This is a genomic window from Exiguobacterium sp. s75 (assembly GCF_018617145.1).
Taxonomy (GTDB): domain Bacteria; phylum Bacillota; class Bacilli; order Exiguobacteriales; family Exiguobacteriaceae; genus Exiguobacterium; species Exiguobacterium profundum.
This window is the reverse complement of the sequence record NZ_JACSJQ010000001.1, coordinates 1684369-1696852: the sequence shown is the minus strand read 5'-3', so window position 1 is coordinate 1696852 and position 12484 is coordinate 1684369. Positions and strand designations below refer to the sequence as shown.

General features: G+C 51.4%; 12 protein-coding genes. 10 read left to right on the top strand and 2 right to left on the bottom strand.

Going from position 1 to position 12484, the window contains the following annotated elements; translation table 11 throughout:
* The first annotated feature begins 17 nt into the window (after positions 1 to 17).
* Genes KNO68_RS08665 through KNO68_RS08630 form a run of 8 tightly spaced genes read left to right on the top strand, consistent with a single transcriptional unit; the run spans position 18 to position 7166 of the window.
* Positions 18 to 1139 carry a DegT/DnrJ/EryC1/StrS family aminotransferase gene (locus KNO68_RS08665; RefSeq protein WP_078147557.1) on the top strand — a complete coding sequence of 374 codons (1122 nt, stop codon included), beginning with the start codon at positions 18 to 20 and terminating at the stop codon, positions 1137 to 1139.
* Positions 1136 to 2107, top strand: coding sequence for a glucose-1-phosphate thymidylyltransferase RfbA (gene rfbA, locus KNO68_RS08660; protein WP_196431180.1), 972 nt, complete (start codon positions 1136 to 1138; stop codon positions 2105 to 2107). The genes KNO68_RS08665 and rfbA overlap by 4 nt, the downstream gene beginning before the upstream one ends.
* Positions 2013 to 3065, top strand: a complete 1053-nt coding sequence (gene rfbB, locus KNO68_RS08655) for a dTDP-glucose 4,6-dehydratase (RefSeq protein WP_214873087.1) — start codon at positions 2013 to 2015, stop codon at positions 3063 to 3065. Before rfbA ends, rfbB begins: the two co-directional genes overlap by 95 nt.
* 42 nt (positions 3066 to 3107) lie before the next feature.
* Complete coding sequence (locus KNO68_RS08650; RefSeq protein ID WP_214873089.1) at positions 3108 to 4088, top strand: glycosyltransferase; 981 nt, start codon at positions 3108 to 3110, stop codon at positions 4086 to 4088.
* Positions 4089 to 4102: 14 nt separating this feature from the next.
* Positions 4103 to 4801, top strand: coding sequence for a WbqC family protein (locus KNO68_RS08645; RefSeq protein WP_214757914.1), 699 nt, complete (start codon positions 4103 to 4105; stop codon positions 4799 to 4801).
* A 39-nt stretch (positions 4802 to 4840) separates the two neighbouring features.
* Positions 4841 to 5815 (top strand): glycoside hydrolase family protein, encoded by a 975-nt coding sequence (locus KNO68_RS08640; protein WP_214873091.1) that lies wholly within the window; start codon positions 4841 to 4843, stop codon positions 5813 to 5815.
* The gene (locus KNO68_RS08635) at positions 5812 to 6750 is read left to right on the top strand and encodes a glycoside hydrolase family protein (RefSeq protein ID WP_214814385.1); all 939 of its coding nucleotides are present in this window, start codon (positions 5812 to 5814) and stop codon (positions 6748 to 6750) included. Before KNO68_RS08640 ends, KNO68_RS08635 begins: the two co-directional genes overlap by 4 nt.
* Complete coding sequence (locus KNO68_RS08630) at positions 6750 to 7166, top strand: GNAT family N-acetyltransferase (protein WP_214757910.1); 417 nt, start codon at positions 6750 to 6752, stop codon at positions 7164 to 7166. The genes KNO68_RS08635 and KNO68_RS08630 overlap by 1 nt, the downstream gene beginning before the upstream one ends.
* Before the next feature lie 145 nt (positions 7167 to 7311).
* On the opposite strand, the gene KNO68_RS08625 is transcribed toward KNO68_RS08630, so the two are convergent.
* Positions 7312 to 7572 (bottom strand): hypothetical protein, encoded by a 261-nt coding sequence (locus KNO68_RS08625; protein WP_214687439.1) that lies wholly within the window; start codon positions 7570 to 7572, stop codon positions 7312 to 7314.
* Between the two features lie 104 nt (positions 7573 to 7676).
* On the opposite strand from KNO68_RS08625, the gene KNO68_RS08620 reads away from it, so the two are divergent.
* Together KNO68_RS08620 and KNO68_RS08615 are read left to right on the top strand one after the other, a co-directional pair.
* Entirely contained in the window at positions 7677 to 8918 is a 1242-nt protein-coding gene (locus KNO68_RS08620; protein ID WP_214730280.1) for a UDP-glucose dehydrogenase family protein, read from the top strand.
* 97 nt (positions 8919 to 9015) lie between these two features.
* On the top strand, positions 9016 to 9744 hold the full coding sequence (locus KNO68_RS08615; RefSeq protein ID WP_214873093.1) for a DUF3784 domain-containing protein: 729 nt from the start codon (positions 9016 to 9018) through the stop codon (positions 9742 to 9744).
* Between the two features lie 12 nt (positions 9745 to 9756).
* Here KNO68_RS08615 and KNO68_RS08610 read toward each other — a convergent pair whose 3' ends face one another.
* The gene (locus KNO68_RS08610; protein WP_214811014.1) at positions 9757 to 12453 is read right to left on the bottom strand and encodes an EAL domain-containing protein; all 2697 of its coding nucleotides are present in this window, start codon (positions 12451 to 12453) and stop codon (positions 9757 to 9759) included.
* Between the last annotated feature and the right edge of the window lie 31 nt (positions 12454 to 12484).

The following is a 12484-nucleotide window of genomic DNA, read 5'->3' as shown; positions in this document are numbered from 1 at the left end:
AAAGGGGCGATTTCACCATGAGTGGTTCAAATGTAGAAACAGATGCCATCATTCCCGTCACGCGACCGAGTATGCCGGATTTTGAGACGTATGTCGAGATGATTCGCCCCCTTTGGGAATCGCGTCACTTGAGCAATCGTGGCGAGCATGTGCGAGCGTTAGAAGAAGAGTTAGAGCAGCGTCTAAACGTCCCGCACGTCTCCTTATTGACGAACGGTCACCTGGCCCTCGAGACGGCGATTGATGTGCTCGGGTTAACGGGTGAGGTCATCACGACACCGTTCACGTTCGCCTCGACGACGCATGCGCTCATCCGAAAACAGATCACTCCTGTCTTTTGTGACATCAACCCGATAAACTACACGATTGACGTCAACAAAATCGAGGCGTTGATCACGGAACGGACGACGGCTATCCTACCCGTTCATGTGTATGGGAACGTATGTGACGTGGAGGCGATCGAACAACTCGCAAAACGCCATGGACTTCATGTCCTCTACGATGCGGCGCACGCGTTCGGTGTCCGGCAAGACGGGCGCGACGTCTCGACGTTCGGCGACCTGACGATGTTCAGCTTTCATGCGACAAAAGTGTTTCACACGATTGAGGGTGGTGCGCTCACGTTCCGGGATGCCCGTTACGTCGAAGCGATTCATCAAGCCGTCAACTTTGGGATTACCGGACCAGAATCCGTCGAATCGGTCGGGGGCAACGCCAAGATGAACGAGTTTCAGGCGGCGATGGGACGGTGCAACCTCCCACGGATCGATGCCGACATTGAAAAGCGAAAACGTTTGGTCGAGCGATACGACACCCGTTTAGCGGACGCTTCATTTCTACGCTTGAACCTTCGGGATGAACGGACGGAGTCCAACTATGCGTACTATCCAGTTCTCGTCAAGAAAGGGAGAGCGGCACGCGATGACATGATGGCATCCTTAGCGCAGCATGGGATTCTCGCCCGGAAGTACTTTTATCCACTCGTGACCGATTTTTCCTGCTACGCATTCGACGCATCCGTACCGAACGCCACGTACGTCTCGGATCGGGTGATCACGTTACCGCTCTATCCGGACATGACAATGGAGATGATCGACCGCATTTGTGACGTAATCCTTGAAGGAGGGAATGAACGATGAAAGGAATCATTCTAGCGGGTGGGAACGGGACGCGTCTCTACCCGATGACGAAAGCAGTCTCGAAACAGCTGTTGCCGATCTATGACAAGCCCCTCATCTATTATCCGATGTCGGTGCTGATGCTCGCCGGCATCAAGGAGATTTTATTGATCTCGACCCCGAAAGACATCTCCGGGTATGAGCGACTGTTCGGTGACGGGCATCAACTTGGAATCTCGATTACGTACCAAGTACAAGAGCGTCCGGTCGGTCTCGCGGATGCCTTCATTCTAGGAGAATCGTTCATCGGGGACGACTCCGTTTGCCTCATCTTAGGGGATAACGTCTTCTATGGGCCGAACTTGACGCGCTTTTTACAGGATGCGAAAGAGCGACAGTCAGGCGCGACGGTGTTCGGATATCCGGTCAAGGACCCACGGGCATTCGGTGTCGTCGAGTTCGATGCGGATCGACGCGTCTTGTCCATCGAAGAGAAGCCGGCGGTCCCGAAATCCAATTATGCGGTACCGGGGCTTTACTTTTATGACAATCAAGTCGTCGAGTTTGCGAAACAAGTGAAGCCGTCGCCACGCGGCGAGCTCGAGATCACGTCGATCAATCAAATGTATTTGGAACGAGGCGAGTTGAACGTCGTCTTGTTCGGTCGCGGGATGGCATGGCTCGATACCGGGACACCTGAAGGGATGATTAAAGCTTCCATTTTCGTACAGACAGTACAGGAACGGCAAGGTTATTACATCGCATGTCTGGAGGAGATTGCATGGCGTCGTGGGTTCATCACGCGAGAGCAATTGGCCGACATCGGTCAGACGCTCAAGATGACCGATTACGGACAGTATTTGATATCGCTTCTAGAGGAAGGAGAACAGACCAATGCATACGATCCTAGTGACTGGCGGAGCCGGGTTCATCGGTTCAAATTTCATAAAACACTTTCGGGACAAACATCCAACGTCACGCATCCTTAACGTCGACGCGTTGACCTATGCCGGCAATTTAGAGAACGTCCAAGCGTTCGAGCACGACCCGCTCTACGTGTTTCGGAAAGTAGACATCCGCGACCGTCCGGCGATTGACGAACTGTTCTCTCTCTTTGAGATTGACGAAGTCGTGCATTTTGCGGCGGAATCGCATGTCGACCGAAGTATCCTTGAGCCGGAGTTGTTCCTCTCGACGAATATCCTGGGCACACAAGTGTTGCTCGACGCGGCCATGCGTCATTGGAAACGGGATCCGGACGATAAATACAGTCGAGAATACCGAGATGACGTCTGTTTCGTCCATGTCTCGACAGATGAGGTATACGGGTCGCTCGGGGAGACGGGGTTCTTTACAGAAGCGACACCACTTTCCCCGAACAGTCCTTATTCCGCCTCGAAGGCCGGGTCTGATTTGCTCGTTCGTTCCTATCATGAGACGTACGGCTTACCGATTAAGATCACCCGTTGTAGCAACAATTACGGTCCGTATCAATTCCCTGAGAAATTGATTCCGCTCATGGTACACCATTGTATGACCGATCAACTACTCCCAGTATATGGGGACGGAGGACATATCCGAGATTGGTTACATGTGCAGGACCACTGTGAAGCCATCGATCTCGTTCGACAAAAGGGACGAGTCGGAGAAGTCTATAACATCGGCGGACATAACGAGAAGACGAACCTCGAGCTCGTCCGAACGATTTTACAGACGTTTGACTTACCCAATGACCGCATCCAATTCGTGACGGATCGCCCTGGTCACGACCGTCGTTATGCCATTGACGCGAAGAAAATGCAAGACGAACTCGGGTGGGTGCCACGCTACAGTTTTGAACAAGGAATCGAAGAGACGATTGAATGGTACCGATCACATCCGGAATGGGTCGAGCGCATCGTTTCGGGAGCGTACAAAACCTATTATCAAGACATGTATTCTTCCTAAATCGGAGCCGTTCTATCATCCCGGGGAAAGGAGGGAATCGACATGGTGATGGTCAGCATCGACTGCATCACGTATAACCACGAAACGTACATCGCTAAAACGATTGAAGGATTTTTGATGCAGGAAACGGATTTTGAATTTGAAATCCTCATTCATGAGGATGCCTCAACGGATCGGACGGCGGATATCGTGCGCGAATATGAAAAACAACATCCGGACCGGATTCGGGTCATCTATCAAACGGAAAACCAATATTCTCAAGGGGTCATGGTGAATCTGTTAAACGAAGAGAGGGCGCGTGGCAAGTACATCGCCCTTTGTGACGGGGACGACTACTGGACCGACCCACACAAGTTGCAGAAACAAGTCGACTATATGGAAGCCCATCCGGACTGTACGCTCTGTTTTCATGATGCGTATGTCGAAACGGACGACACACTCCATACCGGATGGCGCGTCATCCCGTGGATGCCTGAAAACAGAAAGTATGCCTCGACGGAGCCACGGACCTATCATGCCGGGGAGTTACAGCTACTCGGTTTCATTCCGACGATGTCCATGCTGTACCGGAATGGACTGACAGACGATCTGTTAGATTGGATCGGCGATACGCCCGCCTTCGACGGCGCGCTCAAACTGCACGTCGCAAGCCAAGGTTACGCCTACTACATGCCTGAGGTGATGAGCGTATATCGATTCGGTGTGTCCGGGTCGGTCACCACCAAGTGGCGTCAACGAAACAGGGAGCGCGATATTGAGCGGATGGAGGCATTCATCCGAATGATGGATGCATTCGATTCCTATACGGATGGCAGATTTCATCAAGAAATCGAAATCTCTCGCTTATCGTTCGAAGTCGGCTTGCATCGGCTCCGACGAGATTTTCAAGCGCTGAAGTCTCCCCGGTATGACCGATATGTGGAGCGTTTCGTCGGGAGAGAGCGGCTACGTCCCTACTTGATGGTACGACATCCGCACTTGATGGAGTGGTTGATTCGCATGCGCTCGTTCCAGCTGGGCTAAGGGAGGCGGCTCAAATGAAATTAGGGATTATGCAGCCGTACTACTTCCCATACCTCGGTTATATTCAATTGATGAACGCGGTGGACCAGTTCGTCATCTTGGACCATGTGCAATTTGCGAAACGAGGATGGATTCATCGAAACCGCATTTTGGTCGAGGGACATATCAAACCGATCCATCTGAAAATCGATCATATGACACAACATCGTACGATCCGTGAGCATGAGCGGATTCTCGATCCAGTTCATGAGAGCTATCAACTGCGCTTATTACACCATGCATATCAACGCGCACCAAGTTATGCCGACGTCATGCCGATGGTGGAACGAATCATTCAAAATGAGGAACGCAATGTCGCCACTTATCTAGAAACGTTATTGACGGAAGTGCGTGACTATCTCGAGATGGATACGGAGTTATTGGTCGCCTCTTCGCTCGACTACGACAAGTCGCTGAAGTGTGAACAACTGGTGCTCGAGATTTGTCATCACTTGCGTACCTCGCATTATATCAATGCGATCGGCGGGCAGGAACTTTATGACAAACAGCGGTTTGCGGAATCCGGGGTGCCGCTTGATTTTATCCAGATGGATGCGGTGGAATATGCTCAATTTGGTCATCCGTTCACGCCCAACTTGTCCATTATCGATGTCTTGATGTTCAATTCGAAGACGAAAGTGCGTGAATTGCTCCACGCCTATACGCTCGTCTAATCGGACGAGATAGTGGACGCAACGATTAGAGGAAAGGGGATGAACACGTTGAACACATCATTTGAATGGACCAATCGACGTCTATTCTTCAGCCCTCAGCGAGACGCATCACTCGACTGGATGGATGCGTTCGCACAAGGACCTTGTGTGTTGGAACGCGATACCTATTTGCGGATCTACTTCAGCTGTCGACCGAAGCCGATTGATGGACGATACGTCAGTCACAGCGGGTATGTGGATGTCGCAAAAGAAGATTTCTCGATTCTTCGGGTGAGTGAACGACCGATATTGGAGCTCGGTGCACGTGGGACGTTCGACGAGTTTGGTGTCTATCCGTTTTCGGCGATTGAGGTCGGGGATGAGGTACATGCCTATTACGGGGGCTGGACGCGTACGGTGTCCGTTCCATTTAATGTGAATATCGGAAAAGCCATCAGTCGAGACGGCGGACGTACGTTCGAGCGCGTCGGTCCAGGACCGATCCTATCGTATACGATCGACGAACCCTTCATCTTGAGCGGACCGAAGATTCGGCGTTTTCAGGACACGTGGGTGTTGTTCTATATCGCCGGACGAGAGTGGATCATGGATGGTGAACGTCCGGAACCGGTGTATAAGATTCGGCTGGCCACGTCGAAGGACGGGGTCACGTGGGTGAAAGCGGGACGCGATTTGATTGAAAGCGTACTTCCGAATGAGGCGCAGGCTAGTCCAGACGTCTTTTATGAGGATGGACGCTATCATATGTTTTTCTGTTACCGCGACGCGACCGATTATCGGAAAAATCCCGAGCGGACGTATCGAATCGGATATGCCTCTTCTCCGGATTTCCTCCATTGGACGCGTGACGATGACGTGATGAAGTTCTCGCGGACAGAATCAGGATTCGATGACGAGATGGTCGCCTACCCCCATACGTTCACGTTGAACGGGAAACGGTATTTACTTTACTTGGGGAATGAAGTCGGACGAGAAGGATTCGGCATCGCGGAGCGCAAGGAGGGAGCGAGATGAAGTGGAAGAAACTCGGACACATCTTCGACCCGGAGCCGTACGGATTTTTCGGGAAGTACTCCTCGTTCGCCCAGTCCCCTCAGGCGCTCGTCTTCGAGGATTTTGTGCGCATCTATTTCTCGACCCGTGAACCGGATGGTGACATGTTCAAGAGCCACGTCCGATACGTGGACATGACACGTGATTTCAACATCATCGACGTGTCCACAGATGAGATCATCCCCCTTGGAAAACGGGGGACGTTCGACGAACACGGGATTTTCCCATTTCACGTCACACGGACACGTGATGGGCTTTATGGCTATACGAGTGGCTGGAGCCGTCGTGACTCGGTAGCTGTCGAAACGGGGATTGGCCTCTCTGTCAGTCGGGACGAGGGAGAGACGTTCGAACGGCTCGGAGACGGACCAGTATTATCGGCGAGCATCGAGGAACCGTTTCTCGTCGGCGACCCCTTTGTCGTCACACGGGAACAATACTATATGTATTACATTTACGGGACGACATGGAAAGAGGGGCCGGATGGCGTCCAGGAACGAACGTATAAGATTGCGCTCGCCACGTCAGAAGATGGACAGACGTTCAAGCGTCACGGAAGAATCGTTTCGGATACGATTGCGGACGAGAGTCAGGCGCTTCCGACCGTGTTCGAAGCGGACGGACGCTACCATATGATCTTCTGTTTTCGAGACACATTCGGCTTTCGGACCGACCCGTTACGCGGATATCGATTAGGTTACGCCTATTCGGAAAATCTGTTGGACTGGACGCGGGATGATGCGGCGCTCGGATTCGAGCGAAGTTCCGACGGGTGGGACGCGGACATGGAGTGTTATCCGCATGTCTTCGAGTGGGGAGGTCGGCACTATCTTCTCTATAACGGGAACGAGTTTGGGCGACATGGATTTGGTGTCGCAATTTTGGAGGACGTATGATGACTCGCGACCAAGGGACGGTCTCTGACTATGTGGCGCATCTTGAGGCGTGTGATCACCTGTTCCCGACCAAGCTGTCGGAGCGGGTGGCGCTAGAGCCATACGCTTTGAAGCTCTACGAACGGGCGACGTCATATGAAATTTGGAATGACGGGTGTCTCGTCGGGCTAATCGCAGCATACATGGATACGGACATCGTCTTCATCAGCCATATTTGCGTGTTGCCGAAAGCGCCGTCCGGTAGTGGGCACGCCTTATTGGAAGCGTTATGCGAAGAAGCAATCGAGACGAACAAAAGGAAGATTCACTTGCACGTCGAGACAACGAACGAACGGGCGATTGCCTTCTACATGCGACACGGCTTCAGCGAGCTCGACCGAATCGATGATGTGCTCGTCATGGAGAGTGTATTATGAAACGCATCTCTCTCGTATTTTAGAATAAGAAAGTTAAATACAAACCGAAGCTGATCCTCGTCCATCGTACGAGGATTTTTTGATGAATGCAGGAAACTGATAAGCTTTATCGAATACGACAAAAAGAAAAAGCGCCTGACCGAGGTCAAACACTTTTCTTGAGCTCTCGTTTCCGGTCGCGTTGTACTTTCCAAATCATCGATCCAACGATGATCAGGATTGGCGCGATGACCCATGGACGGGCTTCGAGAATCGAGACGAGTTCAAAAATGGAGAGCCATCCGCTCACCATGATCAAGACTAGCAAAAAGGTTTTCAGTCCCCCCCGGACCGGAAGCCAAAAATAAACGAATAATGTCACTAAGAAGAAAGCGATTAAGCCCATGCGGTTTGTCCTTTCACCCATCATTTTGACTCATTATAGCAAAGAACATCGAGAGAGTGTTAGAAGCTTCACTTCTTCGGCGTGTTTCGGTACGCTTATAAAAGATGATTGAAGGAGGAACTGATGTGAAATTTGGAATTATTGGTTTAGGATACGTTGGATTGGCTACACTTTGTGGTTTGGCAAAAGCCGGTCATCACGTCATCGGGGTTGAAGCGGACGAAGAGAAGCTACGTCTTCTCATGAGTGGACACCCGCCATTCCATGAACCAGGCATGGCAGAGGTGTTGCAAGAGCACGCCGACCAGATCACCCTGACAAGCCGAATCGCGGATACGGAGCAGGTCGACTATTTGATTCTTGCGGTCGGGACACCGAGCAAGTCGGATGGAAGCTGTGACTTATCTTATATCGAAGCAGTCTTGTCGGAACTAAACACGAAGCATAAAATCGTCATTCGTAGCTCGGTCCCGCCCGGCACGACAGACTTACTGAACATCATGTATCCCTCTCATACGTTTGCGATCGTACCGGAATTTTTACAAGAAGGACGCGCGCTCGCAGATGTCATGAAACCACACCGTGTCGTCATCGGGTGTGTAAATCTCGAAGTTGCAGAAGACTTGGCAGGAATCTACGGACGCCTTGGCGTTCCGCTCATCTGTACGACACCGATCAATGCAGAACTCATCAAATACGCCTCGAACGCCTTTTTGGCCACGAAAATTAGCTTCATGAACGACTTGTCGCGTCTAGCCGATCAAGCTGGCGCTGACATTTCGACGATTGCGGACGGGATGGGACTCGATCCGCGAATTGGGCGTTCGTTCTTGAACGCGGGCATCGGGTACGGAGGTTCGTGCTTCCCGAAAGACATGAACGCACTCCTACACGTCGCGAGTGAAAATGAGATCGACCTACGTGTCATCCGGGCGGCGACAAAAGTGAATGAGACGCAAATCGAGTACGTGCTCTCAAAATTGAACGTTGAACCGAATATGCGCGTGGCTATCCTTGGTTTGGCATTTAAACCAGGAACGGACGATATGCGAGATGCCCCATCAATTCTACTCGCTCACCACATGGTGGCCCGTAACGTGGACGTCATCGGGTATGATCCGATTGCGACGTGGGACTATCCACAAGCGACGACGGTTGAAGAGGCGCTGAAGGGAGCCGATTATGCCATTCTCGTCACAGAATGGGATGAGATTGTGAACTTGGCACCGGATGCTTTCAACGGCATGCGCCAGCGTCGATTGATCGATGCACGAAACGCATGGAAGTTCGCACGCGATCCGGGCGATGTGTCATACGAAGGAATCGGACGGATGCAACGTCCGTCGAACACACCGACTTCAAACTAAAACTGTTCAGGACCGCTCATATAGGCGGTCCTGTTTTTGCGAGACGTGAATCTTTTGTAGCAGTCATGACGTATAGAAAGGAGAGGAGGCGAGGCATATGTGGATTCTCATTCTAGCAGCAGGAATCGTCATCGCGTTAGGCTTCGCGGTTGACAGGCTCGGTTGGTATCACTTGATCTCTGGATACAATACAATGTCGAAAGAGAAACAGGAGCGGGTCGACATCAAAAAAGTGGCGCGACTGATTGCCTGGATGTGTTACGGGATTAGTGCGCTTTTTCTCATCATTGCGCTCATCGAACTGTCTGGTTGGAACGTTCCGCTCGAGCCGTTCTTTCTCGCCCTGATGGTATTCATTGTCGGGATGCTTTGGCGGATGCAGCGCTATGACGGTAACATCTACGATGGAGCGGGGCGCTTGAGGCCAGATGGGAAAAAACGTCTCGTTCCAATCATCATCGTCTCTGTCGTATTACTCGTCGGTGTGCCGGCGCTCATGTTTTGGTTCAGTCAACCGACTGAAGTGATCGTGACGGATGAAGCGATCGTGATTGAAGGCAGTTATGGTCGTGAGGTCCCGTTTGATGAAGTGGAAGACGTGACATGGACGACATTGCCGGATATCGCGCGTCGAACGAACGGAGCAGATACGGGAACGCGTCTGACCGGACATTTTCGGACGGAAGCAGGGGAGGATGTACTCCTCTTTATCGACCGTGATGTCGAGCCGGTGATCCGACTCGATTGGTCAGACAAAACAATCTATCTCAATCAGTCTTCGTTTAAAGAAACGAGGCAGTTATATGAGGACATTCGTTCACGCTGAAAAAAGGGACACTCAACGCGAGTGTCCCTTTGTGTTGACCCATGATTCGAATGAGGCTGCGTCCAGGGCGGGTGAGAAGTAGAAGCCCTGTCCGAGTTCGACCCCTTCACGAAGCATGCGTGACAGGTCGCTTTCGGTCTCAATCCCTTCGGCGAGAGCGGTTAGTTGTTGCTCGTTCGCAAAGCGAGAGACGGCACGTAAGAAGGACGTACTTTCTTTCGCCTTTCCACTCACATACATCCGGTCAATTTTCACTTCTTGAATCGGTAGGTGCCAAATCGCTTCGAATGAGGCGTATCCGGTCCCGAAGTCGTCGATTGATAGGCAATAGCCGAGGTCAGCGATATCTTCTAATCGTTCGAGTTCACTCGCATACGACATGATGTCAGAGGACTCGGTCAATTCAATCTTCAATCGGTCAGGTAGCCACGGGTATACCTCAATCGAATCCCGAAGCTTCGCCACGATGGAAGGGTCGACCGAATGGGCCGACAAGTTGAACGACAAGGAGATGTCTTCAAATGAAGTCCCTTGCCATGCGACGAGCTGGGCAATCGTCTGATCGAGAATATTGTGTGAGAGCCATAAGATTTGATCGGAACGTTCCGCGATGCGAATGAACTCGTTCGGTGGGATGACTCCGATGTCAGGATGTGTCCAGCGAGCGAGCACTTCCGCGCCAACGACGCGACCTGTTTTCAATTCGACTTGCGGTTGATACGCGACCGTCAATTCTCCTTTTCGGATGGCATCCGGGAGCGCTTGTTCAATCAGTGCGGCGAGTTGCATCTGGGCTAAAATTTCCGAGTCATACCAAACCGAAGGGGTACGTGTCTCTTTGGCGTGCTGTAACGCCTTCATCGCCTTGAACAGACAGTCGTTGTATGCCCCTTCCGTTTCGGTCGCCCCGATTTGAATATGTACGTTTTGGCGTTTATGGTTGATTGTCACTTCAGTCGGGAAGAGCTCCAACAGCTCATGCTCGTCCTCGTATGAGAAGCCTCGGACATACAACATAAACGTGTCGTCTCGGTATCGACCGAAGAGATGTTGGGCATATTTCGAAAGACGGGACTCGACGGCTCGCGCAAACTCAATCATGAGCAAATCAGCATACGCAGGGTCGTACCAATCAACGAGATGATGATAGTCATGAATCCGGATAAGGATAAATGCACCGTCAATCTCTTGCTTTTCCCACTTGCGAACAAAGCCATATTCATTATAGAGGTTGGTCGCCAAGTCGAAACGGACGAGACGGTCGACCTTCCGTTCCCGTTCGACCCGGTCCGTCTCATCTTCGACGATGAGGTAATACGTCAACTTTTCCTCACGCTTGAGCGGCGTCAGTTTCACATTCAGATAACGGAGATGTTCCCCTTTCAGATGAATGATGAACTGCGCACTCGTCCCATGTTCAGTCACACCTTCGAGCGCTTGCTCGAACAAGCGGCGACCCGTCTCGGTGAACAATTGGTTGATCTCATATAAGTTCCGATCACCGAAAAACTGCCGGAACATCTCGTTGCGCTCAATCAGGTTATACGAGTCATCCATGAGGGCGATGGCGAGTCCCGTCTCAGAGAAGAGAGACGACCAGCGCTCATGGTAACGCACGAGGTCTTGTGAACGATTCTCTAGTTCGTGAACGGTCGAATGGACACTCGTGGCAATCTCGCGTAACTCGTCCTCGATCCCTCGGAAATCATGTGTTTTCGGAAACATCGCTTCGACAGGTTCTAGGCTAGGGTCGATGGCGAGTGCGCGTGCCTTGAGATGCGCCAAATCGTGATTGTAGCGATTGCGTGTATAGTAGAGCAGAAATAGGAGTCCGAGCGATAACAGCAACGTCACCACGAATGAAGTGGTGGCTAAGACTTGATAATGCTTACTTTCTTCTTGAAGCATCGTCTCAGAACTCGAACGGATGGAACGAAGGGCACCATAGGCGTCCTCGTAGACATTCGTTGAATTGACGTAACGAGCTTCTAGAGACGCCTCGCGATTCGCCATATTCGCAAAGGACTGTCCGCTTTCCGCCACGTCGATGACCGCTTTCGACTGCAGTGTCTCATTCGATTCAATGATGGTTTGAACAAGTTTTGCTTCGCCGACAATCAGATCCACGGTGTTTGTGAGTTGACCCGCATCAATCGGGTTACGGAAGAGGGCTTCACGATTCCGCATAAGAATCGATTGCATTCGCATGATGGCATCAGTCAGTTCGTATGCCGCATTCGATTGATTCGTTTGCTCGAGTGCTTGATATAGCCAGCGTCGATTGATGGAACTGATGACATCGGTTGGGACCGCCTCGAATTGTTCAGCCTCGAGAATTTGATTCAACTCATTTGAGAACGTCTGGAGCGTCTCCCGTTCCCGTTCGTTCACACCGTCCTCAAAGTCGTTCAATAAACGCTCATTGTATTGGAGTGCCCGTTCTTTGTACGGTGTGGAGAGGAAGGATGTCGTCGGATTCGACTGCTCCTCATACCGGGTCGCCGCTTCGAAAAGAGAGACGTATGCTTCGACACCAGCTAGGTTTGCCGCTTGATTCAAATTCGTAATCGTCTGGTCGATGGCTTCTTGTTTTTCATGCCAATAAAAACTCGTGCCAAGTCCAAACAACAGGACACCGATGAGACAAGCAATCGCGAGCGCCATCGTGTAGGTACGGTATGGAATTTTTGCAAAACGGGGTTGGCCCATCCGGCACCTCCTTTTTTCCTTCATCATACTT

Bases quoted from the DNA above. Each gene is read 5' to 3' on its own strand.
- KNO68_RS08650 (WP_214873089.1), top strand. From the start codon at position 3,108: ATGGTGATGGTCAGCATCGACTGCATCACGTATAACCACGAAACGTAC.
- KNO68_RS08630 (WP_214757910.1), top strand. From the start codon at position 6,750: ATGACTCGCGACCAAGGGACGGTCTCTGACTATGTGGCGCATCTTGAG.
- KNO68_RS08640 (WP_214873091.1), top strand. From the start codon at position 4,841: ATGAACACGTTGAACACATCATTTGAATGGACCAATCGACGTCTATTC.
- KNO68_RS08610 (WP_214811014.1), bottom strand. From the start codon at position 12,453: ATGGGCCAACCCCGTTTTGCAAAAATTCCATACCGTACCTACACGATG.
- KNO68_RS08635 (WP_214814385.1), top strand. From the start codon at position 5,812: ATGAAGTGGAAGAAACTCGGACACATCTTCGACCCGGAGCCGTACGGA.
- rfbA (WP_196431180.1), top strand. From the start codon at position 1,136: ATGAAAGGAATCATTCTAGCGGGTGGGAACGGGACGCGTCTCTACCCG.
- KNO68_RS08615 (WP_214873093.1), top strand. From the start codon at position 9,016: ATGTGGATTCTCATTCTAGCAGCAGGAATCGTCATCGCGTTAGGCTTC.
- KNO68_RS08665 (WP_078147557.1), top strand. From the start codon at position 18: ATGAGTGGTTCAAATGTAGAAACAGATGCCATCATTCCCGTCACGCGA.
- KNO68_RS08645 (WP_214757914.1), top strand. From the start codon at position 4,103: ATGAAATTAGGGATTATGCAGCCGTACTACTTCCCATACCTCGGTTAT.
- KNO68_RS08625 (WP_214687439.1), bottom strand. From the start codon at position 7,572: ATGGGTGAAAGGACAAACCGCATGGGCTTAATCGCTTTCTTCTTAGTG.
- rfbB (WP_214873087.1), top strand. From the start codon at position 2,013: ATGCATACGATCCTAGTGACTGGCGGAGCCGGGTTCATCGGTTCAAAT.